This window comes from Saccharothrix sp. CCNWYY140, assembly GCF_037401995.1.
Lineage (GTDB): Bacteria > Actinomycetota > Actinomycetes > Mycobacteriales > Pseudonocardiaceae > Actinosynnema.
Genome location: NZ_JBBEGC010000118.1, coordinates 1 through 22,934, shown reverse-complemented (window position 1 = coordinate 22,934; position 22,934 = coordinate 1). Strand labels below are relative to the sequence as shown.

Here is a 22,934-nt window from a genome sequence, read left to right as displayed (position 1 = left end):
GGCCATACGGTGGGGGAACCGAGGCCCTCCACTTGTAGGTGACACCTACCGCGCGCTCCGCGCGCGAAGACCGCGCTGCGCGCGCCAAGATCCGCTGGGGGGTGCCAAGATCCGTGTCGGTCCGTATGCGTCCTGAGGACCGACCCTGCGGCACCCCTGGCACCGCCTGGCATGCTGGACCGCGATGTCGACACTCGCGAAGTGGGCCCCCGCCGTCCTAGCCCTGGTGCTCGTGGCCAGTCCCGGGATCTGGCGCATCAGCCGCAACACCATCACCATCGCGCACGAAGGCGGCCACGCCTTGGTTGCCCTGCTCACTGGTCGCCGGTTGGAGGGCATCAAACTCAACGCCGACACCTCCGGTGTGACCGTGTCCCGGGGCAAGCCGACCGGGTTTGCCGTCGTGCTCATGTACTTCGCCGGCTACGTGACGCCCTCGCTCCTCGGACTGGGCGCGGCGGCCCTCGTGACCACCGACAACGTCCGGCCTTTGCTGTGGGCGACGATCGGTCTCCTGGCCGCGATGCTGATCATGATCCGGAACCTGTTCGGCGTGCTCTCCGTGGTCGCCACGGGGGCGATCATGTTCCTCGTCTCCTGGTATGCCTCCGAGGAGTGGCAGGCGGCGTTCGCGTTCTTCGTCACCTGGTTCCTGCTGCTCGGTGGGGTTCGGCCGGTGGGGGAGCTCCAGAGTCGTCGGCTGCGCGGACGTGCGCCGAATTCCGATGCGGACATGTTGGCTCGGATCACCCGGGTTCCGGGGCTGGTCTGGGTGCTTCTCTTCGCCGTCGTCACCATCGGGTGCCTGCTGCTCGGCGGACGGATGTTGCTGCCGCTTTAGCGCTTCCCGCCTCGGGTACCCGACCGGCTAGTCGAGTCCGAGGAGGGGTTTCCCATGCAGGTCGCCGACTACGTGCTGCAACGCCTGCGGGAGTGGGGTGTCGAGCACGTCTTCGCCTATCCGGGCGATGGCATCAACGGGCTGGTGGCGGCGTTCGGGCGGGCGGACAACGTGCCCAAGTTCGTCCAGTCGCGGCACGAGGAGATGTCGGCGCTCCAGGCCGTCGGGTACGCGAAGTTCACCAGTCGGGTCGGGGTCTGCCTGGCCACGTCCGGTCCTGGCGCGATCCACCTGCTCAACGGCCTCTACGACGCCAAGCTGGACCACGTCCCGGTCGTGGCGATCGTCGGCCAGACCGCCCGGACCGCGCTGGGCGGCAGCTACCAGCAGGAAGTGGACCTGCACTCGCTCTTCAAGGACGTGGCCTCCGAGTACCTGGTCGACGTGACGGTCCCCGAGCAGCTGCCCAACGCGCTGGACCGCGCCATCCGCACCGCCGAGGCCGAGCGCGCGCCCACCGCCCTGATCATCCCGGCCGACGTCCAGGAACTGGACTACAGCCCGCCGGAGCACGCGTTCAAGCACGTCCCGTCCAGCCCGCCCAGCCACTCCTGGCACACGTCGACACCACCTCAAGGGGACATCGCCCGCGCCGCCGAGGTGCTCAACGCCGGTGAGAAGGTCGCGATCCTGGTCGGCCAGGGCGCGCGCGACGCCGCCGACGAGGTCCACGAGGTCGCCGAGACGCTCGGGGCCGGAGTGGCGAAAGCGTTGCTGGGCAAGGACGTCCTGCCCGACGACCGGTCCTATGTGACCGGTGCCATCGGACTGCTGGGCACCCGCCCCAGCTACGAGCTGATGCGCGACTGCGACACGCTGCTGATCGTCGGCTCCAGCTTCCCGTACTCGCAGTTCCTGCCCGAGTTCGGCAAGGCGCGCGGCGTCCAGATCGACTCCGACGGGCGGCTCATCGGCATGAGGTACCCCACCGAGGTGAACCTCGTGGGCGACGCCAAGTCCACCCTCCGCGCGATCCTGCCGGCGCTGCGCCCCAAGCCGGGCTGGCGCGAGACGGTCGAGAAGAACGTCGCCGACTGGTGGGACGGTCTGCGTGCCCAGGCGTTCGAGGACGCCGACCCGGTGAACCCGATGCGCATCGCGTGGGAGCTGTCCGAGCGCCTGCCCGAGGACGCGATCGTCACCGCCGACTCGGGGTCGGCGGCCAACTGGTACGCCCGGCTGGTCCGGCTGCGCGGTCGGATGCGCGGTTCGCTGTCCGGCACCCTGGCCACGATGGGTGCCGGTGTGCCTTACGCGATCGGGGCGAAGTTCGCCCATCCGGATCGACCGGTGATCGCGCTCGTCGGTGACGGCGCGATGCAGATGAACGGCCTCGCCGAGCTGATCACCCTCGCCCGCTACCACCACGAGTGGCCGGACCGGCGGTGCGTGGTGTGCGTGCTGCACAACAACGACCTCAACCAGGTGACCTGGGAGCTGCGGGCGATGGGCGGCGCGCCGAAGTTCGAGGAGTCGCAGGTCCTGCCCGACGTCGACTACGCGGCGTTCGCGCGGTCGGTCGGGCTCGTGGGCGTCAACGTCGACTCGCCGGACGACCTCGGGGCCGCCTGGGACCAGGTCCTGAGCGCCGACCGGCCCGCCGTGCTGGACGTCCGGTGCGACCCGAACGTGCCGCCGATCCCGCCGCACGCGTCCTTCGACCAGGTGAAGAACACGGCCGAAGCCCTGCTCAAGGGTGACCCGGACGCGTGGTCGGTCGTCACCAAGGGAGTGCGCACCAAGGTTCAGGAGTTCCTGCACGGGTAACCGCGACGCATGGTGAGCATCGGTTACTTCCTGTCCAGCGAAGAGCACGGGCCGCGCGACCTGGTCCGGCAGGCGCGGTGGGCCCAGGACGCCGGGTTCGAGCGCCTGTGGATCTCCGACCACTACCACCCGTGGAACGACGAGCAGGGCCAGAGCCCGTTCGTGTGGTCGGTCATCGGGGCGCTGTCCGAGGCGACGACGCTGCCCATCACCACCGCGGTCACGTGCCCGACGATCCGCATCCACCCGGCGGTCATCGCCCAGGCCGCCGCGACCGCCGCCGTGCAGTGCGAGGGCCGGTTCGTGCTGGGGGTGGGGTCGGGCGAGGCGTTGAACGAGCACATCCTGGGCGACCCGTGGCCCGAGGCGTCCCGCCGGTTGGAGATGCTGGAGGAGGCCGTCGAGGTCATCCGCAAGCTGCACACCGGCGAGGACGTCGAGCACCGCGGCAAGCACTACACGGTCGAGAACGCCCGCATCTACACGCTGCCCGAACGGCCCGTGCCGATCTACGTGTCGGCGTTCGGGCCCAAGTCGGCGCAGCTCGCGGGCCGCATCGGCGACGGTTTTTGCAGCACCATGCCCGACGCCGACATCGTCAAGCGGTTCCGCGAGACCGGCGGGCACGGCAAACCGGCGCAGGCCGGGTTCAAGGTGTGCCACGCGGGCACCGTCGACGACGCCCTCGAAACGGCGTTCCGGTTGTGGCCCAACGAGCAGTTGCCCGGCGAGCTGGCGCAGGTGCTGCCGTCACCCAAGCACTTCGAACAGGCGTCGACGCTGGTCACCAAGGACATGGTGGCCTCGTCGCTGCCGCTGGGGCCGGACCCGGAGAACTACGTGTCCGCGGTCCGGCAGTACGCCGAGGCCGGGTACGACGAGGTCTACGTCTCCCAGATCGGTCCGGACCAGGAGGAGTTCTTCCGCTTCTGGTCGACCGAGGTCACGCCCCGGTTGGCGGGGTAACCCGATTCGGGGGCAACACGTTTGTCGGCCCCGCCGCGCGGGGTACGCCTTGATCAGCACCTGAACGACTCCACCGCAGGGGGTTTCGCCCGATGACCAGCACCGCGCGCCTGCCCAAGCCCGTGACCGAGGTCTGGGACTGGCAGAAGGAAGGCCTGTGCCGGGGCCGAGACAGCGCCGTCTTCTTCCACCCGGACAACGAGCGCGGCACCGCCCGCATGGCCCGGGAGGAGAAGGCCAAGCAACTGTGCCGGGTCTGCCCGGTGCTCGTGCAGTGCCGCGAACACGCCCTCGCCGTCCAGGAGCCCTACGGGGTGTGGGGCGGCATGGGCGAGGACGAACGCCGCCGCCTGATCGCCGAAGCCCGCCGCCGAGCGGCCTAGCCCGGGCTCGACCGGGCCCGCCTCACCCCTGCGCGAAGCGCCGCCGATTGCCCCCGGCGGCGTTTCGCATGTGGACACTCACCCGCGCCACCGCCCGCGTCTCGACCCGCCCTGGCCCGCGCCCCGCCCGCCCGCGAACCCAGCCCAGCTCGCCGCAGACCCAGCCCAAGCCCGCCGCAAGCCCAGTCCGCCGCGAACCCCGTGTCCCCGCCCGCCGCAAGTCCGCCCGCGAGCTCAGCCCAGCCAGCCGCGAGCTCAGCCCAGCCCGCCGCGAGCTCAGCCCAGCCCGCCGCAAGCCAGCCCAGCCCGCCGCAAGCCAGCCCAGCCAGCCGCAAGCCAGCCCAGCCAGCCGCCGTGCCGCGCCCGGTTCCGCGCCTATTCCGCCGCAGCGCCGGCCTCCGGCCCCCGTCTCCATTTTCCCACGCGGGTACGACAATTCCGGCCGCCGGCCAACGGAAGGCCCGTCAAAGCAGAAGGCCCGCCCATCCCAGTGGATCGGCGGGCCTTCTGCGTGAGCGCCTCACTCGGTCAAGCCCTCGCGCAACTGCCTCAGCGTCTTCGCCAGCAGGCGTGACACGTGCATCTGCGAGATGCCGACCTTCTGCGCGATCTGCGTCTGCGTCATGTTGCCGAAGAAGCGCATGACCACGATCTTCCGCTCCCGTTCCGGCAGCTTCTCCAGCAGCGGGTGCAGTGCCTCCCGTTGCTCGATCGCCTCCAGTTCCGGGTCCTCCTCACCCAGCGTCGAGCCCAGCGAGATGGAGCTGTCGTCGGCCACCAGCAGGTCGTCCAGGGACGCGCTGTGGTAGGCGTTGCCCGCCGCCAGGCCCTCGTGGATCTCCTCGCGGGTCAGGCCCAGGTGGTCGGCCAGTTCGGACGGCGTGGGGGCGCGGCCGAGTTGTTGCGACAGGCGGGCCGAGCCGGCGTTGATGGCCAGGTGCAGTTCCTTCAGCCGGCGCGGCATGCGGACCGACCAGCTGGAGTCGCGGAAGTACTTCCGGACCTCGCCCATGATCGTGGGCACGGCGAAGGACAGGAAGTCGCTGCCGCGGTCCGGGTCGAAGCGGTCGACCGCGTTGATCAGGCCCACGGTCGCGACCTGCACCAGGTCGTCGTACGGCTCGCCGCGGTGGCCGAAGCGGCGGGCGATGTGCTTGGCCACGGGCAGGTGCTCGGTGACCAGCTCGTCGCGCAGCCGGTCCCGTTCCGGGTCGCCCTCGGGTGTCGCCGCCAACCTGGCGAACAGCGGTGCCAGGTGGTCGTAGTCCCCCTGCGTGCCCGAGCGCGTCGCGCCCCCGTCGGTACCCGTCACGCCGTCCCCAGTGAACGCTTGACCAGGTCGATGTGGATGTCGTACGCGTCCCCCCGCGGCTCCACCCACGTGGTCACCGAGTCGACCAGCGCGCTGAGCACGCGCCAGCCGAAGCTGTCCCGGTCCGGCGGCGCCGACCGCTTCGAGCGCACCGCCGTGAACACCTGCACCGCCGGGCCCGCCACGACGAACCGCGCGCTGAGCACGGCGCTGGGGACGGCCAGGGAGATGAGCGTCGAGCAGGCCTCGTCCACGGCCAGCTTCAAGTCCTCGATGGAGTCCAGGTCGTAGTCCTGGCGCATGGCGATGTCGGCGGCCACGGCGCGCACGATCGACAGTTGCGTGGGGTCGGCGGCCATCCGCAACTCCACCCCGGCCAAGGGGTCATCCGAATCGCCGCTCTGCGGCTCCGTGTGCGACACGCTCACCTCATCGTCCGTTTCTGCTCGGCGGTGCTGAAGCTATCGGTACCCGAACTGATCCAACCTCACACGTGTAGTCCGCGCCGCCAGTGGGAAGACTGACAGGTGCGCGACGAGGAGGCCTGTTGACCGATCGACTCGCCGACCACCACTGGGGAGTGGAGATCCCGGCTGACGCGGGACTCCTCTCGACGGTGCGCGTGCACCTGGACGAGTGGCTGCTCGGCATCGGACTGTCCGACGACGACCGGTACGACCTGCTGGTAGCGGTCAACGAGGCCGTCAGCAACGCCGTGGAGCACGCGTACGCCCCGGGCGTCGCCGGCAGTGTGCGGGTGGTGGGCGAGATCCGCCCGGACGGCAGCATCCACGTGGTGGTGTCCGACGACGGCACGTGGCGCGTGCCGCCGGTCGAGCTGTCCGACCGCGGGCGCGGCCTGCTGCTCATGCGGGAGAACGTGGACGAGGTGCGGGTGGACCGGTCGGGGACCGGCACCCGCGTCACCCTCGTCATGTCCGGCAGGCACACCACCCGCGGCACGTTCGCGCGCGCCACGCCCGAGGAGGTCACCGTCTCGGCGCACTCCGGCTGGGTCGAGGTGGTGGTGCGCGGCGACGTGCCGGCCCGCGCGGGACCCGCCGTCCGCCGCCGCGTGCTGACCGCCGCCCGTGGCGGGGCCGTGCCGGTCGTGCTGGACCTGCGTCAACTCGGCGCCCGCAGCGAGGGAATGGTCCGTGCGCTGCGAGCGGTGGTCGAGGCCGCGGCGGAAGCCGGCAACCGGGTCGTGGTGCGCGCGCCCGAGGCGGGCCCGGTGCGCGCGGCCCTGGTCGCGGCCGGCGTCGACCAGGTCGTCGACCTGGTGCCGCACATCAGCCCGCCGACGCCCCGTCCGCCGACACCGCCTCCTCCACCGATCCGTACACGCTGAACACGTCACCCAACCCGGTCGCGGCCAGCGGCCGGGTGACCGCGCGCTCGACGGCCACGACGCGGAACGCCGTGCCCCGCCGCTTGGCGTGCTGCGACGCCTCCACCAGCACCGCCAGCCCGGCCGAGCCGAGGAAGCTGACGCCGCTCATGTCCAGCACGAGCGTGTCGGTCTCGCCGATGCGCCCCAGCACGTCCGCGCGCAGGTCGGGCGCGGTGAGCATGTCGATCTCCCCGGTGGCGGCCACCACCGTCACGCCGGCGCCGGACCGTCCCGGCTCCGACGTGGCGGCCACCTGCTCCGCCCGCGGGCTGGGGGAGGCGGACCCGGCTCCGCTCGTCTCGACGACGTTCGGATCCTGAACCGTCACGAGGGACTCCTCTTCTTCGGTACCGCGTTGAGAGGGAAGCCCAGGCGTGCGGACGCGCCGAGCATCCGCCGAGCACCAAGAAACGCAGCGTGGCGGCACAGGTGGCCCGCTGGCCGGAGCTTCCCCGGCGCGGCTGTTGGCTCAACCGCTGCGCCACCCACCGTACGGAGGCCCCTCCGGAACCACAAGCCGCCCTACGGCGGTTTGATCGGTTCCAGTGTATCCGGGCGGTCGGTGTACGGCGGGTGACGGGCGGTGAGCGGTTTTGCCGGGGGAGCGCCGGCTATACCTCAGGAGTAGGCAGTCGGGTGGCCCTGGGCGACTCGGCGACCGAACCGGTCCGATGGCCGAGACAACCGGCAATTCGGAGGTGGCGGAGGTCACTGGTCGCGCAGAATCCTGGGTGTGGGGTTAACGCCGCGAGGGTCGCGTGCGACACCCCGGGTGGAGGGATTGACGATGAGCACCAGAACGGAAACCGAGTCCGAGCCCGCGAAGCCCAGGGCAGCGCGCGCCACGGCGGGTGGCGCGGGTTCGCTGCCGACGGCCCCGTGCAGCGTGGTCTGGAGCAAGGGCCACGCCTACGTGCTCGAAGGTTTCCGCGCCCGCTGGGTGGGCGTCGACGACCGCGGTCGTCCCCGTGCCCTCAGCGGCGAGCAGTTGCAACGCCAAGGATGGACCCGCACCCGCGCGAACTGATCCGCGCGGCCGACCACTCGGACTCCTCCGGCTCCGCCGGGTTCCCCCAGTCCGAGGTCCGGTCCCCACCTCTTTCCCACCGCTAGTCGGGCAGCCCGTCCGCGATGGCCCAGAACTCGTCCGGCGGGTTCTCCCCCAGCGGGTGCAGCCATCCCCGGTAGTACCAGAAGACGTCGTCGCTCACCCGGTCGAGGGCGTTCTCGGCGACGTTGCGCACCAGGTGCTGGAGCGGCCGGATGGCCGTGACGTCCCGCTTCCGCTGGAAGGGGACCACGATGACCTGGTGCTCGCGGGGGATGCCGACGAGGGAGCCGGCCGGGAGCCGGATGCCCAGCAGTTCTTCCAGCCGGATGAGGATCCCCGCGAACCCCGACACGCCCTGGTCGACGAGGACGTGGAGCGGCGAGTGGTCGACCTGGTCGTGCCTGGTGACGGACACGTCGTCGGCCCGTATGTTCCCCAACGCGCGCTGGAGCAGGTCGGGGTGCGTGGTGCCCCAGCGGGTCGCCAGGTGGCCGAGGATCGGGTAGGCCTGCTGGAACCTGCCGGCCTCGCCCGGACCCATCGCGACCAGCAACCCGACCAGCGCGTTGTTGAACTGGACGTAGATGCCGTCGTCGCCGAGGTCCGACAGCCGCGCCGGGACCAGGCGGATGAGGGAGTCCAGCTGCGCCGCGGGCAGGCTCAGCACCTCCCGGCACGGGCTGTGGTTCGCGCAGTCGTCGGCCTGCGCCGGCGGGCCGCCGTTCCCGCGCAGGCGGGTCACCAGTCGATCGGCGTCGGCTTCGGTGAGCGGGAAGACGCTGTTGTGCTCGATCGGACCCGACACGACCGCGGGACCGGCGATCGGCGGGGCGCCGTACTCAGCGGCGAGGCGGCTCGCCGCGGGGTTGGGATTGCCGGCCCGGGGGCGGCCGGGGCCGTCCTCCGCGTGCCACAGGGTGAGGTCGCCGCCGAGCCTGGTGGACCGGATGTGCTCCGAGCCCAGCAGCCGGGCGACCTCCTGGACTAAGTCCATCCCGAGGGAATCCGTCGTCACCTGGCGCACGCCGTCGCCGGTGACCAGCACCACACTGTGTCCTGCCATCCGCCGGATCCTAGGGGCGGTCCACACCGCGGCGACAGGGTCGGATCGAGCGCTGCGTCCCCGTGCGCTCACCCTGCGTGACCGCCACACCCGCTCGTGCCGGTCGTGGCGCTGAGCAGGGGCCCGCCGCTCTACAGTTCCCGTTGTGTCGCACGATCCCGCCGACCGGTGGCTGACCGTCCCCAACGCGCTGAGCGTGTTGCGGCTGCTCGGCGTGCCGCTGTTCCTGTACCTCCTGCTCGGCCCCCGCGAGGACGGCTGGGCGCTGGTGGTGCTGGTCGCGGCCGGCCTGTCGGACTGGCTGGACGGCAAGATCGCGCGCTGGCTCAACCAGATGAGCAAGCTCGGCGCCCTGCTCGACCCGGCCGCCGACCGGCTCTACATCCTCGCCACGCTCGTGGCCTTCGTCGTGCGCGACATCGTCCCCTGGTGGGTGGCGGCCGTGCTGGTGGGCCGCGAACTGGTCGTCGGCGCGTGCCTGCCGGTGCTGCGGCTGCGCGGCTACGGCCCGTTCGAGGTCACCTACCTGGGCAAGGGCGCCACGTTCAACCTGCTGTACGCCTTCCCCATGCTGCTGCTCGCGCAGGGCACGTCCACCGCCGCCCAGATCGCCCGGCCGGTGGCCTACGCGTTCATGGTGTGGGGCGGGGCGCTGTACCTGTGGTCCGGAGCCCTGTACGTCTACCAGTTCTTCCTCGCGCTGCGCAGACGGCCGGGGGTCGCGCCGGTCTGAACCGGTCGTGGGAAGATCCGGCAGCGAAGATCCACCGTCATGAAGGAGCGCACCGCGGTGATTCCCGAGGAGCTCAAGTACACCGAGGAACATGAGTGGGTGCTGCGCACCGGTGAGGACACCGTGCGCGTGGGCATCACCGACTACGCCCAGGAGCAGCTCGGCGAGGTCGTGTTCGTCCAGCTCCCGGAACTGGGTGAGCAGGTCGGCGCGGGCCAGACGCTCGGCGAGGTGGAGTCCACCAAGAGCGTCTCCGACATCTACGCGCCCCTGGCGGGCGAGGTCGTCGCGCGCAACGACTCGCTGGACCAGCAGCCCGACCTGGTGAACTCCGACCCGTACGGCGAGGGTTGGATCGTCGAGCTGCGCCTGACCGACCCGGCCGCGGTGGACGACCTGCTCGACGCGGCGGCGTACCAGGAGATTGCGGAGCAGGGGTGACGTCGATCTTCCGGCGGCTCTTCGGTCGGTGGGGGAGCCGCTCCTCCGACCAGGGTTCGGGCACGATAGGTTCTCAAGGACGAGACGGTTCCAGCAGCAGGAGGAGAGCTCAGGTGAGCCAGAACGACGGGCCAGGCGTTCCGCCCGAGCAGTCCCCGGAGCGCACCTCCGTTTTCCGGGCGGACTTCCTCGCCGAGGTCGAGGGCGCCGAGGCGCCCGCCCAGGAGCCGGCCGTCGCCGGCGTCGACGCACTGCCCGCCGGGTCGGCCCTGCTGGTGGTCAAGCGCGGACCGAACGCGGGTTCCCGGTTCCTGCTCGACCGCGACACGACCAGCGCGGGACGGCACCCGGACAGCGACATCTTCCTCGACGACGTGACGGTCTCGCGCCGGCACGCCGAGTTCCGCCGGGAGGGCGGCGAGTTCGTGGTGATCGACGTGGGCAGCCTCAACGGCACCTACGTCAACCGCGAGCCGGTCGACCAGGCGGTGCTCGCCAACGGCGACGAGGTGCAGATCGGCAAGTTCCGCCTCGTGTTCCTGACCGGTCCGGGCGCCGGGGGTCAGGGGGCGCGGTGACGGCGGCGGCCGGGCGGCCACAACGCGGGGGATCGAGCATCGGAGCGGTGCTCGCGCAACTCCGGACGGAGTTCCCCGACGTCACGATCTCCAAGATCCGTTTCCTGGAGTCGGAAGGCCTGGTCCGCCCGGCCCGCACCGCCGCGGGCTACCGCCAGTTCACCGCGGCCGACGTCGAGCGGCTGCGGTACGTGCTGGCCGCCCAACGCGACCGCTACCTGCCGCTGAAGGTCATCAAGGAACAGCTGGACGCGGCGGACCCCGGCGTGCGCGCCGACGACTTCACCGCGACCGCCGGTCACCGCCTGACCCGCGACGACCTGCTGGTGAGGTCCGGCCTGGACGCGGCGGCGCTGGCCGAACTGGAGCAGCACGGCCTGATCAGGCCCGGTGTCTACGACCACGACGCCCTCCAGGTGGCGGCCACGGTCCGCGCGTTGGCCCAGTACGGCCTGGAACCCCGCCACCTGCGCCCGTTCCGCACCGCGGCGGACCGCGAGGTGGCGCTGGTGGAGCAGGTCGTGGGCCGCAGGCGGGGGCGAGCCGACGAAGTGGCGCGCGAGTTGGCGGCGCTCTCCGTAACGCTGCACACACTGTTGGTGAAAATCGGCCTCCGCGAGGCCGTCGGTGGACGAGTTCCGCCCAGGTAGAGCCGTTTCCGCATCGTGATCGGCATTTTTTGCGCGGTTGCGCACAAGGCCCGCTTGGCGGGTAGCGTCGAAGGGGTACGTGGGGGATCCTCGTGGTAGCGGGGACGCCAGGATTTCAGCGCGCTGAGGGAGGCGAGACCCGATGAGCGAGATGCGCGTCGTGGGCGTGCGGGTGGAACTGCCCGCCAACCAGCCGATCCTGCTGCTGCGCGAAACCGAGGGCGAGCGCTACCTGCCGATCTGGATCGGCTCGGTGGAGGCGACCGCGATCGCGCTGGAACAGCAGGGCGTCCGGCCCGCGCGGCCGTTGACGCACGACCTGCTCAAGGACGTCATCGGCGCCCTGGGCAGGCAGCTGGAGCAGGTGCGGATCACGGACCTCCAGGAAGGCACGTACTTCGCGGAACTGGTCTTCGACGGCGACGTGCGGGTGTCGGCGCGGCCGAGCGACTCGGTGGCGCTGGCGCTGCGGATCGGCGTGCCGATCCACGCGGAGGAGTCCGTGCTCGCCGAGGCCGGCCTGATCATCCCGGACGAGCAGGAGGACGAGGTCGAGAAGTTCCGCGAGTTCCTCGACTCCGTGTCGCCGGAGGACTTCCGCGGGGCGGACACCTGATCTCGTCGTCAACGCGCCTAGGCCCGGTCGGCTCGCTGCCGCGGGCCTGTTCGCTTTAGAGCGCCGGTAAGCCGCTGTCGGGCGCTCTGGTGAGCTGCTGGCGGGCTGAGCCGCGCTGGTGAGTCCCGAGGTGCCGGGTTGTGCCGGTGAGTCCCGTGGTGGTGTCGTCAGGCTTGGCCTCCGGCCCCCGTCTCCATCCTCGCACCGGGCACCGACAGTCCGAGCGGGAGTGCGTCGGGAAGCGTGGACGGGAAGTGTGTGCGTGGAACGCGGCGGATCGGTGTCGGAGGACCCACGAGAGGCCGGCGTCCCGCCGCGAGTCGGAGCAGGCCCCTCGTTGGCGTGTGCGGTGCGTTGTGGATCAACCCCGCGTGCCACCCCCCGGTGTCACACCTCCGGATTACACAACGTCAGCACCTGTCCGCTAAACGATCACTAAACGTCACCCGAATGGCTTACGACGCCCGGCTCTCTCAACCTCAACTTGACGTTGAGGCACGACACGCTCAGCGCGTCGCGTTGACCTGCCCCCTAGGCGGTCTTACCGTCGAACTCAGGTGAATTGCCACGGTGTGATTCGAGCACCGCGGCGGCTTCACGTTGGTCGCCGGCCGTCGTGGCCGGACCGAGGGGAGGCAGGCGTGGTCGAGGAAGCGCCCATCCGGGCCGGAACCGGCGAACAGGGTGAGCTGTTCCCGGACTCCTCGCTGCCGGACGAACTCGTCGGGTACCGCGGCCCGGCCGCGTGCCAGATCGCGGGCATCACCTACCGCCAGCTCGACTACTGGGCTCGCACCGGACTGGTCAACCCGACGATAAGGAGTGCCCACGGCTCCGGTAGCCAACGGCTCTACTCGTTCAAGGACATCCTGGTCCTCAAGGTCGTCAAGCGGCTGCTGGACACCGGGGTCAGCCTCCAGAACATCCGCGTCGCGGTCGACCACCTGCGCAGGCGCGGTGTCCAGGACCTCGCCCGCATCACGCTGTTCAGCGACGGCACCACGGTCTACGAGTGCACCTCGCCCGAGGAGGTCGTGGACCTGCTGCAAGGCGGCCAGGGCGTGTTCGGCATCGCGGTCAGCGGCGCCATGCGGGAGATCAGCGGCACGATCCACGAGTTCCCGGCCGAACGCGCCGACGGGCTCGCGGTCGACGAGGCGCCCAACGACGAGCTGTCCCGGCGCAGGCGCACCCGCGCGATCGGCTGAGCCCGGCGTCCACGGCACGAGCGGCTGTTACCCGCCATGACGACGACGTAAACCTGTGAGATCCGCGTCGCGTCCGTGACGGGAGACGTTCACCTGCCGGGTACGATTCGCGCGTAGTCGCTTTATCCCGTGCGGGAGAGTCCGAGCCAGTCTCGGCGCCGAAGGAGCAAATCCTCCCCGGAACCTCTCAGGCGCAAGGACCGCACGGGTGAGACGCCTCTGGAAAGCGGGTCGAGCACCACAGACCCCGCCGACGGTGCAAGCCCGGTCGTCAGACACCGGGTGAAGCTCTCAGGCGCCCGTACGGGCAGAAGACAGAGGGGGAGGGCAACGGCAGAAGTGTTTCCCCAGAAGGAAGCAGCCCAGCCCGCGAAAGGCGCCTTTTATGACGCAGGACCGCATCCCCCTCGCCGCCCTTGAGCACGGCACCCCCTTCGCCGACCGGCACGTCGGCCCGCGGCCGGCCGAGCTGGCCCGCATCCTGGACGTCATCGGCGTCGGCTCGCTGGAAGAGCTGGCGCAGCGCGCCGTGCCGGAGTCGATCCGGGAGCGCGAACTGGTGCTGGACCTGCCCGCGCCCGCCACCGAGACCGAGGCGCTGGCCGAGCTGCGCGCCCTGGCCGCCCGCAACAAGCCGCTCACCCAGATGATCGGCATGGGCTACTACGGCACCCACACCCCGCCGGTGATCCGCCGCAACGTCCTGGAGAGCCCCGCCTGGTACACGGCCTACACGCCCTACCAGCCCGAGATCTCCCAGGGCCGCCTCGAAGCCCTGCTGAACTTCCAGACGATGGTCGGCGACCTGACCGGCCTGCCGCTGGCCAACGCGTCCATGCTGGACGAGTCCACCGCCGCCGCCGAGGCGATGACCCTGGTCCGCCGCGCGGGTCGCAGCAAGTCCACCAAGTTCGTCGTGGACGCCGACACGCTGCCGCAGACGCTGGCCGTCATCGAGACCCGCGCCGAGCCGCTGGGCATCGAGGTCGTCACCGCCGACCTGTCGCAGGGCCTGGAAGGGCTGGGCCTGGGCGGCGACTTCTTCGGCGTGCTGCTGTCCTACCCTGGCGCGTCCGGTGTCGTGCGCGACTACGCCGCGCTGGTCGAGGAGATCCACGCGGCCGGCGCGCAGGCCGTGTTCGCCGCCGACCTGCTGGCCCTGACGCTGCTGCGCCCGCCGGGCGAGATCGGCGCGGACGTCGTCGTCGGCACCACCCAGCGCTTCGGCGTGCCGATCGGCTTCGGCGGGCCCCACGCCGGGTACATGGCCGTCCGCCAGGGCCTGGAGCGGCAGCTGCCCGGCCGCCTGGTCGGCGTGTCCGTGGACGCGGACGGCAACCTGGCCTACCGCCTCGCCCTCCAGACCCGCGAGCAGCACATCCGCCGCGAGAAGGCGACCAGCAACATCTGCACCGCGCAGGTCCTGCTGGCCGTGATGGCGTCGATGTACGCGGTCTACCACGGCCCCGAGGGCCTGCGCGGGATCGCGACCCGCACCCACCGCCTGGCCACCGTGCTCGCGGCGGGCCTGTGCGAGAACGGCGTCGAGGTCGTGCACGGCGAGTTCTTCGACACCGTCCAAGCCCGCGTCGAGGGCCGCGCCGCCGAGGTCGTCGCCACCGCGCGCGACCTGGGCGTGAACCTGTGGCGGGTGGACGCCGACACCGTGTCGATCGCGTGCGACGAGACCACCACCCGGGACGACCTGGAGAAGGTCTGGAAGGCGTTCGGCGTGACCGTCACCGACGTGGACGGCCTGGACGTCGACACCGCCGACGCGATCCCCGCCGACCTGCGCCGCACCAGCGACTACCTGACCCACCCGGTGTTCCACCAGCACCGCTCCGAGACCGCGATGCTGCGCTACCTGCGCAAGCTGTCGGACAAGGACGTGGCGCTGGACCGCAGCATGATCCCGCTGGGCTCGTGCACGATGAAGCTCAACGCCACCGCCGAGATGGAGCCGGTGACCTGGCCGGAGTTCGCGAACCTGCACCCGTTCGCGCCCGTCGAGGACGCCGAGGGCCTGCTGTCGCTGGTGGCGGACCTGGAGCACTGGCTGGCCGAGGTGACCGGCTACGACGCCGTGTCCATCCAGCCCAACGCGGGCAGCCAGGGCGAGTTCGCCGGTCTGCTGGCGATCCGCGCCTACCACCGCGCGCAGGGCCACGCCGAGCGCGACGTCTGCCTGATCCCGTCCTCGGCCCACGGCACCAACGCCGCTTCGGCCGTCATGGCCGGGATGCGGGTCGTGGTCGTGAAGTGCGACGAGCAGGGCAACATCGACATGGACCACCTGCGGTCCACGGTCGACGAGCACCGCGACGACCTCGCCGCCATCATGATCACCTACCCGTCCACGCACGGCGTGTACGAGGACACCGTGCGCGAGGTGTGCGCGCTGGTGCACGACGCCGGCGGCCAGGTGTACGTGGACGGCGCGAACCTCAACGCCCTGATCGGCCTGGCGCAGTACGGCAAGTTCGGTTCGGACGTCTCGCACCTGAACCTGCACAAGACGTTCTGCATCCCGCACGGCGGCGGCGGCCCCGGCGTCGGCCCGATCGGCGTGCGCTCGCACCTGGCCCCGTTCCTGCCCAACCACCCGCTCCAGCCCACGGCCGGCCCGGCCACGGGCGTGGGCCCGATCAGCGCCGCGCCGTGGGGTTCGGCGTCGATCCTGCCGATCTCGTGGGCGTACGTGCGCATGATGGGCGCCGACGGCCTGCGCCGCGCGACCCTCACGGCGGTGGCGGCGGCGAACTACGTGGCCCGCCGGCTGGACGAGCACTTCCCGGTCCTGTACACCGGCGAGGGCGGTTTCGTGGCCCACGAGTGCATCCTCGACCTGCGCCCGATCACGAAGGCGACCGGCGTGACCGTCGACGACGTGGCCAAGCGCCTGGCGGACTACGGCATCCACGCGCCGACCATGTCGTTCCCCGTCGCCGGCACCCTCATGGTCGAGCCGACGGAGAGCGAGGACCTGGCGGAGATCGACCGGTTCATCGACGCGATGATCGCGATCAAGGCCGAGATCGACCGCGTGGGCGCCGGCGAGTGGCCCGCCGACGACAACCCCCTCCGCAACGCCCCGCACACGGCGGCCAGCGTGACGACGGGCGAGTGGAACCACCCGTACACCCGCGAGGTGGCCGTCTTCCCGGCGGGCGTCGGCGCACCCAAGATCTGGCCCCCGGTCCGCCGCATCGACGGCGCCAAGGGCGACCGCAACCTGGTCTGCTCCTGCCCGCCCCTGTCGGCCTACAACAGCTGACGCTCGCGACGACCGACGGCCCCGTGTCCACCAGACGCGGGGCCGTCGCCGTTCACGCCAGTTCGTAGTCGAACTCGTACACCCCCGGCTCGCCCATCCGCCAGGTGATCGTCCCGGACCCGGTCAGCCCCGCCAGCCCACCCGACGCCGACACCACGGTGAACGTCCCCCGCGCCACCCCGTCGCGGAAGCCGCCGCTGTGCTCCAGCACGAACGTCCCGGATCGGCCGCCCAGGGTGCCCGTCACCACCTCGTACCCCACGGAGCGGCACGACGAGTCGTCCGGGTAGTCCATGAGGAAGCGTTGCTCACCCGTCCCCTCCAGGTCGCCGGTGTAGGCCGCGGTCATCGAGCCCGTGGTCTGCTTCGGGCCGGTGACCTCGTCGTAGCGCTTGCCGTCCCACGTGCGTTCGTCCCAGCTCTTCATCTCGGCGTTGCCGTTCGCGGTGCTCATGAGGACGACTCTGCCGCCCAAACCTGACAACTCCTGTCAGGAACGAAGGCAGAATGAAGACCATGCGCGCCGGACGCCTGCTCTCCCTCCTCCTGCTCCTCCAGTCCCGGGGCCGGATGACCGCGCAGGAGCTGGCCGACGAGCTGGAGGTCTCCGTCCGCACGGTCTACCGGGATGTCGAAGCCCTCAGCGCCGCGGGTGTGCCGGTCTACGCCGACCGCGGACCTGCGGGCGGCTACCAGCTCCTCGACGGCTACCGCACCCGTCTCACCGGACTGACCGGCGCGGAGGTGGAGTCGTTGTTCCTCGCCGGGATGCCGGGACCGGCGGCCGAACTCGGGTTGGGCACGGTGGTGGCGGCGGCTCAGCTCAAGGTGTTGGCCGCCTTGCCGCCGGAACTCAGGTCGCGGGCCGGGCGGATCAGGGAGAGGTTCCACCTCGATGCCGGTGGGTGGTTTCGGCAGGCCGAGGACATGCCGTTCCTCGCCGGTATCGCGGACGCGGTGTGGAACCCGAAGCGTCTGAGACTCCGCTATCGCCGGTGGGGCAACGAAGTCGTGGAGCGGACGGTGGGGCCGTTGGGGCTCGTGCTCAAAGCGGGGCTCTGGTACCTGGTGGCGGAGTCCGACGGCGAGCCCCGCACCTATCGGGTCGCACGCGTCGAAGCCCTCGAACCGACCGACGAAGGCTTTGACCGACCCGAGGACTTCGACCTCGCCGCCTTCTGGGCCGAGTGGTCGCGGAAGTTCGAGGAGCGGATGTACCCGGAGCGGGTCACGGTCAGGGTCACCGAACAAGGGCTGCGGTCAGCGCGCATCCTGCTCAGCCTGGCCGCAGCCAAAGCGCTCGAAGGCGTTGAGCCCCAAGGCGAGTGGACCACGGTGGAGATCCCCACCGAATCCCTCGACCACGCCCTGGTCGACCTCCTCCGCCTCGGCCCCGAAGCGGAGGTCGTCGCACCCCCGGAACTGCGCGAACGCGTCAAGGCCCGGCTGGACGCGACCGTCCGGCTCTACCGCGAGTCCGACAGCAGCTGACCCAGCGCCGCGTCCACCCCGCGCCCGTCCTCGACCACGGACAGCGTCCCGCCGGTCGAGCGCGCGATCTCCGACAGCGGCTGGCGTTCCGGGTCCGCGCCGATCGCGATGATCGACACCGCCACCTCGCGGCCCTCCTGCTTCGCCGCCGCCAGTTCGGTCTTCAGCTGCGCCAACGTCAGGCCGCCGTCGTTGGGGCTGTCGGTCAGCACGATGATCCGGTTCTTCTTGCCCGCCTGGAACTCGGCGACCGCCTGCTTGTACAGCGCGGCGAGGCTGGAGTACAGGTACGTGGCGTTCTGCGGCTTGAGCCCCGCGACCCCGTCCAGCAGCTGCTGCTTCTGCGCCACCACCGGGCCGGGCGCGACGAGCTGCCGGTACGGCCTGTCGCCGGCCAACCCGCTGGAGAACTCCCACAGCCCCAGCGACCCCGACACCGACCGGTTGATCTGCCCGGTCAACGCGGTCCGCACCCACTCGATGCGCGAGCGGCCGTCGCCGCCGGGTTCGCCCATCGACTTGGACGAGTCGACCAGCACGGTCACCACCTGGCCGTTGTCGGCGGTGGCCCACGCGGCCGAGATCTGCTGGGTGGTGTTGGCGTCGGCGGGGACGAGCTTGTCGGTCATGGTCGGCCAGCGCAGGCCCGGCGACGGCTTGGGGCGCTCGGTGGTCGCGTCCACCCGCAGGCCCGCCGTGGCCAGCAGCTTCTGCTGGTCGGGTTCCAGCAGGAACTCGCGGAACGCCTGCGCGGCGCGCACCTGGGCCTCGCCGACCCAGTCGCCGGCCAGCGGCACGAACGGGAAGTCCGCCACCGGGGACGGCCCGCCCGCCGCCACCCCGTACAGCGGCTGCAACGGCGCCGTGCCGCTGTCCTTGCCGGTGTTGTGCCGGTACAGGTCCACCTCGAACACCGGCACCGCCGCGAAGCCCGCCGCGTTCACCTCGGGCTTGTCGGCCATCAGCGACAGCGCCTCCCACGTGGTCGCGGGCGTCTGCGCGGGCTTGGACGCGGTCAGCTTGCCCAGGGTGGCCTTCACCGGGTCCAGCGCGAGCATGTCGGTGGTGACCGGTCCCTTGCCGTCCGGGGACGCGCCGGCCAGTGCGGACTGGATGGCCATCGCGGTCGCGGCGTTGGTGGTCGGGTCGGGCATGGCGACCTTGAAGTCGCCCCACTCGGGCTTGCCGAACCGCTGCCAGCCGCCCGGCGCGGAGGTCACGTCGGGCAGGTCGGTCCACCGGAACCCGGCACCGGACTGCACGGCCGAGGCCGCGTCCTGGGGCAGCGCGAGCAGCACCGGGCTGGCCGCGATGGACTGCGGCTGCGCGCCGATCAGCGCCCGGTTCTGCGCGCCCAGCCGGTTGGCCCACAGCGTCGAGTCGGTGACCCAGGCGTGCGGCTTGGCGTTGAGCTTGCCCTCGTCCCAGCCCTGGGTGAGGCCTTCGAGGACCAGTTCGGAGTCGATCGCCTGCACCTCGGGGCGGATGCAGTGGTCGTAGACGACCGGGCGCTGCCGTGCCCACGCCTGCGCGACCTCGCGGACGGCCTCGGCGACGCTGGGCGTGGCGGCCACGCGCAGCACGGCGTCACCTTCGCGGCAGTCACCGGCGACGGCGGCGGCGCGGCGGTCGACGATCCCGGCGACCCACGTCCACGCGAAGTACCCGAGGAGCAGCAGCACGACCACGCCGACGATGGCGACCGGCCACTTGGCGATCCCGCGCCGCACCTTCGTCCGCAGCGCGCGGTGTCGAGACATCGTCTTTCCCTCTCGAACGTCCCACTTCCGGTATGGCGAATCCCGACCGGCGTCACGCTAACAGGTGAAGTCTGCGGAACGGGTGAAGTGACGTGGAGTTATGACGCCGTTACGGCGGCGTCGAGGAAGGCCTCCGTGAGCCCGATGAGGGCGGTCCGCAGCGGCGCCGCCGCCTCGACGAACGCGCTCTGCCGCCGGACGTACTCCGCCCGGCCCTCCGCGGTCTCCACCGGGATCGGCTCGTAGCCCAGTTCGCCCAGGTCGTACGGGCTGGCGCGCATGTCCAGCTCACGGACCTGGAGGGCGAGGTCGAAGCAGTCGGCCATCAGGTCCGACGGGGTCGCCGGGTCGAGCTTGTAGCTCCACTTGAACAGGTCCATCGAGACGTGGAGGCAGCCCGGCTGCTCCAAGACGACCTGCTGCTCCCTCGTGGGCTGCACCACGTTGAGCGGGCGCGCTTCGGGCGTGAAGAACCGGAAGGCGTCGAAGTGGCTGCACTGGATCTTGTGCGTTTCGACCACCCGATCGGTGCCTTCGCCACCCAGCCGCAGCGGCCACGCCTCGTGCCGCACCTGGTCGGCCCGGTAGACCATCGCCCATTCGTGGAGGCCGAAGCAGCCCAGGCGCGGCGGGCGGGACGCGGTGGCGGTGAGGAGCCGGTGCGTGAACTCGATGGTCGACCGCCGCTCGCGAGCGAACGCCTCGACGTCGAGGGTCACCCCTTCGGGGGTCGCCTTGTAGAGCGGCCATCGCAGGTAGTGACGAGCGGCGTCGCCTTCGAGCACGACCCCGGGACCGGGGTGCCAGCGCTCCAGGCGGGACGGCCGGTGCGAGTAGTACGAGAACAGGAAGTCCAGTACGGGGTGCTTCTCACCCTTGGCCTTGCGCTCGTGGTGCGGTCCCGTCCACGCGCGAACGCGGGCCGCGTGCGCATCACGGCGCGCGGTCCACTCGGCTTCGGACAGGACGACCCCCACGCCCCTATCGTATTTCGCCCCTGACGAGCGCTTGACCGAGGTCTGTGCGCAGGGAGACGACCTTGCGCCCGTCCCGGCTGCTCACGGCCAGCCCGGCGGCCCGCAGCACGGCCAGGTGCTGGGACGCCGCGCCCACCGTGATCCCCAGCCGGGCAGCCAACTCCGACACCGTCGAGGGCCGGTCCAGCTCGTGCAGCAGCCGCGCGCGGGTCGGGCCGACCAGGCGGGCGAGGGCGTCGCGGGGAGGTGCCTCCTCGCGGTCCCACAGCGCCCCGAACCCGTGCGCCGGGTAGCACAGGGCGAGTCGAACCGGGCTGTCCCGCAGGTAGACGTCCGGCCAGGTGAACGCCGAGGGCACCAGCACCAGGTCCCGCTCCCCGGCCACCACCCGCCGTCCCCCCACCTGCACCCCGTCCGGGTGCGGGGCCACGTCAGGGTGCAGCTCGGCCAACACGGTCGGCGTGCCCTGGTCGACGAGCCGCCGCGCCCGGCGCTCGATGTCGCCTTGCAGCACGCCTTCCAGCCGGGGCCAGACCGGGGCGATGACCGCGTCGTGCACCTGGCGGAGCCGGTCGAGGACCGCGGTCAGCGCGGCGGTGTGGTCGTCCAGCAGCGGGCGCAGGCGCGGGTCGTCCGGCAGCGCGGCGGCGACCCGGGCGGGCTGGGCGACGCGGGGCAGGAAGTGCAGCTCGGTGTCCATGTCCATCGAGCGGACGCCGGGCGTGGGGATGAGGAACTCCGGCACCACGGGCCGGTTGACCAGCGCGGTCAGGAGCGTCGGATCGGGTCCCAGTTCGGCCAGCCGTGGCTTGGCCCAGGCGGTCCAGCGTTCGTGCGCGGGACCGGGCGCGGCCAGGACCCGCAACGCGGCCACGGTCTCCCACAGCGGCGACACGGCGAACCTGAAGGGCACGGTTCATCTGACACTAAAACGTTCGGCACTCGCCACCCGCGTTGGCAGGGTGATCGCATGTCCAGGGGGTGGGTGCGGCTCCAAGCCGTCGCGGTGTCCGGTTCGGTAGCGGAGGGGTTGATGCTGACGGCGCTGCCGCTGGCGGCGGTGTCGATCACAACCGATCCGCGGGAAGTGTCGTTGGTGCAGGTGGTCGGGCAGTCGCCGTGGCTGCTGTTCTCGCTGTTCGCAGGCGTTCTGATCGACCGGGCACGCCGCACGACCGTGCTCGGCCTGGCTTTCGCCGTGCAAGGCACGGCCGCGTTGGCGTTGGCCGTGGCTGGGGTCGCGGATGCGTTGAGCCTGCCGTTGTTGTTGGTGGTTGCTTTTGTGGTGACTTCGGCGCAGGTGCTCGGGGATGGGGCCAGCGGGGCGCTGGTGCCGGACGTCGTGTCGTCGGATCGGCTCGCTGCGGCCAACACGCGGTTGATTTTGATCGACCGGGGCGTGGTGCAGTTCGTCGTGCCGCCGGCGGCTGGGCTTTTGGTGGGGTGGGGGTTCGGTGCGCCTGCCGGGTTGGCGGTGGGGGCCGCTTTGATGGCGTTCTTGTTGAGCCGGGGCATTCCGTCTCGGCTGGCGACGCCGTCCAACAAGCACCCGTTGCGTGATATCGCCGAGGGTTTGCGGTTTTTGGTCGGGACGCGGCTGCTGCTGTCGATCACGGTGGCGGTGGCGCTGGGGTCGTTCTCGGCGAGCGCTGTGATGTCGATGTTCGTGCTGTACGCGTACGAGGTGTTGGGGTTGGGGTCGTTCGGTTATGGCCTGATGCTCGCCTCGATGGCGTTGGGGTGGGTGGCGGTGTCGTTCGTGGTGCACCGGGTGGTGGAGCGGCTGGGTTACTCGTGGTCCATGCGCATTGCCCAGTTGGGGATGGTAGTGACCAATGGGCTGATCGCCGTGTTGCCGCCTTGGCCGGTGGCGGTGGCGGTGGTGTTGTTCAGTTCTACGGCGATCGTGATGGTGTGGAACGTTTGCTCGCAGTCCAGTCGGCAGCGGTTCACGCCTTCGGGGTTGTTGGGGAGGGTGTTGACCGGGCATCGGGCGTTGGCTTGGGGGTTGACGCCGTTGGGGGCGTTGTCGGGTGGGGTGGTGGCTTCTTGGACCGGGTTGCGGTCGGTGTGGGTGATGGCGGTGGTGGTGCAGTTGGGGGCGTTGGCGGTGGCTTGGATCGGGTTGTCGCCTCGGGCGTTCGCGGCGGCTGAGCGGCAGGCGGCTGAGCGGGCTGAGGGTGAGCGGGCGGCCGAGTCCCAGTCCTAGTCCTGACCAGCGCCATTCCGGTGGCCGCAAGCCTGCTGTGCCACTTATCAGACTGGCCGCGCCGCTTCCCGCCCGAAGGGTGCTACGCGCCGAAGGCGCGAGCCGAAGCGGCTAGCGACCACGGGAAGGGCCTCGGTTTCTTTCCCCGTCCGGCCTGG

At 71.1% G+C, this 22,934-nt stretch carries 23 protein-coding genes and 1 riboswitch; of the genes, 15 read left to right on the top strand and 8 right to left on the bottom strand.

What is annotated here, in order from left to right; genetic code table 11:
• Positions 1-184: 184 nt before the first annotated feature.
• From WBN91_RS32325 to WBN91_RS32310, 4 genes are all read left to right on the top strand, one after another.
• On the top strand, positions 185-841 hold the full coding sequence (locus WBN91_RS32325; RefSeq protein ID WP_337728007.1) for a M50 family metallopeptidase: 657 nt from the start codon (positions 185-187) through the stop codon (positions 839-841).
• Between the two features lie 54 nt (positions 842-895).
• Positions 896-2,668: a thiamine pyrophosphate-requiring protein gene (locus WBN91_RS32320; protein WP_337728006.1), complete on the top strand. Its 1,773-nt coding sequence runs from the start codon at positions 896-898 to the stop codon at positions 2,666-2,668.
• A gap of 9 nt (positions 2,669-2,677) precedes the next feature.
• Positions 2,678-3,634, top strand: coding sequence for a TIGR03557 family F420-dependent LLM class oxidoreductase (locus WBN91_RS32315; protein WP_337728005.1), 957 nt, complete (start codon positions 2,678-2,680; stop codon positions 3,632-3,634).
• 92 nt (positions 3,635-3,726) lie between these two features.
• Positions 3,727-4,017, top strand: a complete 291-nt coding sequence (locus tag WBN91_RS32310; protein WP_337728004.1) for a WhiB family transcriptional regulator — start codon at positions 3,727-3,729, stop codon at positions 4,015-4,017.
• Positions 4,018-4,537: 520 nt separating this feature from the next.
• Here WBN91_RS32310 and WBN91_RS32305 read toward each other — a convergent pair.
• The gene (locus tag WBN91_RS32305) at positions 4,538-5,329 is read right to left on the bottom strand and encodes a SigB/SigF/SigG family RNA polymerase sigma factor (protein WP_337728003.1); all 792 of its coding nucleotides are present in this window, start codon (positions 5,327-5,329) and stop codon (positions 4,538-4,540) included.
• Entirely contained in the window at positions 5,326-5,751 is a 426-nt protein-coding gene (locus WBN91_RS32300) for an ATP-binding protein (RefSeq protein ID WP_337728002.1), read from the bottom strand. The genes WBN91_RS32305 and WBN91_RS32300 overlap by 4 nt, the downstream gene beginning before the upstream one ends.
• A gap of 125 nt (positions 5,752-5,876) precedes the next feature.
• Between WBN91_RS32300 and WBN91_RS32295 the strand changes: the two genes are divergently transcribed.
• Positions 5,877-6,680 carry an ATP-binding protein gene (locus WBN91_RS32295; RefSeq protein WP_337728001.1) on the top strand — a complete coding sequence of 268 codons (804 nt, stop codon included), beginning with the start codon at positions 5,877-5,879 and terminating at the stop codon, positions 6,678-6,680.
• On the opposite strand, the gene WBN91_RS32290 is transcribed toward WBN91_RS32295, so the two are convergent.
• Positions 6,622-7,050, bottom strand: a complete 429-nt coding sequence (locus WBN91_RS32290) for an STAS domain-containing protein (protein WP_337728000.1) — start codon at positions 7,048-7,050, stop codon at positions 6,622-6,624. The two genes, WBN91_RS32295 and WBN91_RS32290, sit on opposite strands and share 59 nt — an antisense overlap.
• A gap of 459 nt (positions 7,051-7,509) precedes the next feature.
• Here WBN91_RS32290 and WBN91_RS32285 point away from each other — a divergent pair, with 459 nt between their 5' ends.
• Positions 7,510-7,749, top strand: coding sequence for a hypothetical protein (locus WBN91_RS32285; RefSeq protein ID WP_337727999.1), 240 nt, complete (start codon positions 7,510-7,512; stop codon positions 7,747-7,749).
• Between the two features lie 82 nt (positions 7,750-7,831).
• Here WBN91_RS32285 and WBN91_RS32280 read toward each other — a convergent pair whose 3' ends face one another.
• Positions 7,832-8,836: a hypothetical protein gene (locus tag WBN91_RS32280; RefSeq protein ID WP_337727998.1), complete on the bottom strand. Its 1,005-nt coding sequence runs from the start codon at positions 8,834-8,836 to the stop codon at positions 7,832-7,834.
• Between the two features lie 145 nt (positions 8,837-8,981).
• Between WBN91_RS32280 and WBN91_RS32275 the strand changes: the two genes are divergently transcribed.
• The 7 genes from WBN91_RS32275 (at position 8,982) to gcvP (ending at position 16,339) form a co-directional block, all read left to right on the top strand.
• On the top strand, positions 8,982-9,569 hold the full coding sequence (locus tag WBN91_RS32275) for a CDP-alcohol phosphatidyltransferase family protein (RefSeq protein ID WP_337727997.1): 588 nt from the start codon (positions 8,982-8,984) through the stop codon (positions 9,567-9,569).
• Positions 9,570-9,608: 39 nt separating this feature from the next.
• On the top strand, positions 9,609-10,010 hold the full coding sequence (gcvH, locus tag WBN91_RS32270; RefSeq protein ID WP_337727996.1) for a glycine cleavage system protein GcvH: 402 nt from the start codon (positions 9,609-9,611) through the stop codon (positions 10,008-10,010).
• Positions 10,011-10,123: 113 nt separating this feature from the next.
• Positions 10,124-10,588 (top strand): glycogen accumulation regulator GarA, encoded by a 465-nt coding sequence (gene garA, locus WBN91_RS32265; protein WP_337727995.1) that lies wholly within the window; start codon positions 10,124-10,126, stop codon positions 10,586-10,588.
• Positions 10,585-11,238 (top strand): transcriptional regulator FtsR, encoded by a 654-nt coding sequence (gene ftsR / locus WBN91_RS32260; RefSeq protein WP_443217838.1) that lies wholly within the window; start codon positions 10,585-10,587, stop codon positions 11,236-11,238. The genes garA and ftsR overlap by 4 nt, the downstream gene beginning before the upstream one ends.
• A gap of 142 nt (positions 11,239-11,380) precedes the next feature.
• Entirely contained in the window at positions 11,381-11,854 is a 474-nt protein-coding gene (locus WBN91_RS32255) for a bifunctional nuclease family protein (RefSeq protein WP_033427967.1), read from the top strand.
• Positions 11,855-12,495: 641 nt separating this feature from the next.
• Complete coding sequence (locus tag WBN91_RS32250) at positions 12,496-13,062, top strand: MerR family transcriptional regulator (protein WP_121227562.1); 567 nt, start codon at positions 12,496-12,498, stop codon at positions 13,060-13,062.
• 122 nt (positions 13,063-13,184) lie between these two features.
• Positions 13,185-13,275, top strand: a riboswitch (glycine riboswitch).
• A gap of 172 nt (positions 13,276-13,447) precedes the next feature.
• Positions 13,448-16,339: an aminomethyl-transferring glycine dehydrogenase gene (gcvP, locus tag WBN91_RS32245; protein WP_337727993.1), complete on the top strand. Its 2,892-nt coding sequence runs from the start codon at positions 13,448-13,450 to the stop codon at positions 16,337-16,339.
• A 52-nt stretch (positions 16,340-16,391) separates the two neighbouring features.
• On the opposite strand, the gene WBN91_RS32240 is transcribed toward gcvP, so the two are convergent.
• The gene (locus WBN91_RS32240; RefSeq protein WP_337727992.1) at positions 16,392-16,793 is read right to left on the bottom strand and encodes a DUF3224 domain-containing protein; all 402 of its coding nucleotides are present in this window, start codon (positions 16,791-16,793) and stop codon (positions 16,392-16,394) included.
• A gap of 62 nt (positions 16,794-16,855) precedes the next feature.
• On the opposite strand from WBN91_RS32240, the gene WBN91_RS32235 reads away from it, so the two are divergent.
• Complete coding sequence (locus tag WBN91_RS32235) at positions 16,856-17,830, top strand: helix-turn-helix transcriptional regulator (protein ID WP_337727991.1); 975 nt, start codon at positions 16,856-16,858, stop codon at positions 17,828-17,830.
• Here the strand turns inward: WBN91_RS32235 and WBN91_RS32230 are convergent.
• The 3 genes from WBN91_RS32230 to WBN91_RS32220 all read right to left on the bottom strand — a co-directional run bounded on the left by WBN91_RS32230 (position 17,806) and on the right by WBN91_RS32220 (position 21,480).
• Complete coding sequence (locus WBN91_RS32230; protein WP_337727990.1) at positions 17,806-19,590, bottom strand: substrate-binding domain-containing protein; 1,785 nt, start codon at positions 19,588-19,590, stop codon at positions 17,806-17,808. The two genes, WBN91_RS32235 and WBN91_RS32230, sit on opposite strands and share 25 nt — an antisense overlap.
• A gap of 98 nt (positions 19,591-19,688) precedes the next feature.
• Positions 19,689-20,567: a 3-methyladenine DNA glycosylase gene (locus tag WBN91_RS32225; RefSeq protein ID WP_337727989.1), complete on the bottom strand. Its 879-nt coding sequence runs from the start codon at positions 20,565-20,567 to the stop codon at positions 19,689-19,691.
• 4 nt (positions 20,568-20,571) lie between these two features.
• Entirely contained in the window at positions 20,572-21,480 is a 909-nt protein-coding gene (locus tag WBN91_RS32220) for an ArsR/SmtB family transcription factor (RefSeq protein ID WP_337727988.1), read from the bottom strand.
• Between the two features lie 57 nt (positions 21,481-21,537).
• Between WBN91_RS32220 and WBN91_RS32215 the strand changes: the two genes are divergently transcribed.
• Positions 21,538-22,776 carry an MFS transporter gene (locus tag WBN91_RS32215; RefSeq protein WP_337727987.1) on the top strand — a complete coding sequence of 413 codons (1,239 nt, stop codon included), beginning with the start codon at positions 21,538-21,540 and terminating at the stop codon, positions 22,774-22,776.
• Positions 22,777-22,934 lie beyond the last annotated feature (158 nt).

Excerpts from the sequence above, each read along its gene's own strand:
- WBN91_RS32325 (WP_337728007.1), top strand. The coding sequence starts at position 185 with ATGTCGACACTCGCGAAGTGGGCCCCCGCCGTCCTAGCCCTGGTGCTC.
- WBN91_RS32320 (WP_337728006.1), top strand. The coding sequence starts at position 896 with ATGCAGGTCGCCGACTACGTGCTGCAACGCCTGCGGGAGTGGGGTGTC.
- WBN91_RS32315 (WP_337728005.1), top strand. The coding sequence starts at position 2,678 with ATGGTGAGCATCGGTTACTTCCTGTCCAGCGAAGAGCACGGGCCGCGC.
- WBN91_RS32310 (WP_337728004.1), top strand. The coding sequence starts at position 3,727 with ATGACCAGCACCGCGCGCCTGCCCAAGCCCGTGACCGAGGTCTGGGAC.
- WBN91_RS32285 (WP_337727999.1), top strand. The coding sequence starts at position 7,510 with ATGAGCACCAGAACGGAAACCGAGTCCGAGCCCGCGAAGCCCAGGGCA.
- WBN91_RS32280 (WP_337727998.1), bottom strand. The coding sequence starts at position 8,836 with ATGGCAGGACACAGTGTGGTGCTGGTCACCGGCGACGGCGTGCGCCAG.
- gcvH (WP_337727996.1), top strand. The coding sequence starts at position 9,609 with ATGAAGGAGCGCACCGCGGTGATTCCCGAGGAGCTCAAGTACACCGAG.
- WBN91_RS32255 (WP_033427967.1), top strand. The coding sequence starts at position 11,381 with ATGAGCGAGATGCGCGTCGTGGGCGTGCGGGTGGAACTGCCCGCCAAC.
- gcvP (WP_337727993.1), top strand. The coding sequence starts at position 13,448 with ATGACGCAGGACCGCATCCCCCTCGCCGCCCTTGAGCACGGCACCCCC.
- WBN91_RS32240 (WP_337727992.1), bottom strand. The coding sequence starts at position 16,793 with ATGAGCACCGCGAACGGCAACGCCGAGATGAAGAGCTGGGACGAACGC.
- WBN91_RS32235 (WP_337727991.1), top strand. The coding sequence starts at position 16,856 with ATGCGCGCCGGACGCCTGCTCTCCCTCCTCCTGCTCCTCCAGTCCCGG.
- WBN91_RS32230 (WP_337727990.1), bottom strand. The coding sequence starts at position 19,590 with ATGTCTCGACACCGCGCGCTGCGGACGAAGGTGCGGCGCGGGATCGCC.
- WBN91_RS32215 (WP_337727987.1), top strand. The coding sequence starts at position 21,538 with ATGTCCAGGGGGTGGGTGCGGCTCCAAGCCGTCGCGGTGTCCGGTTCG.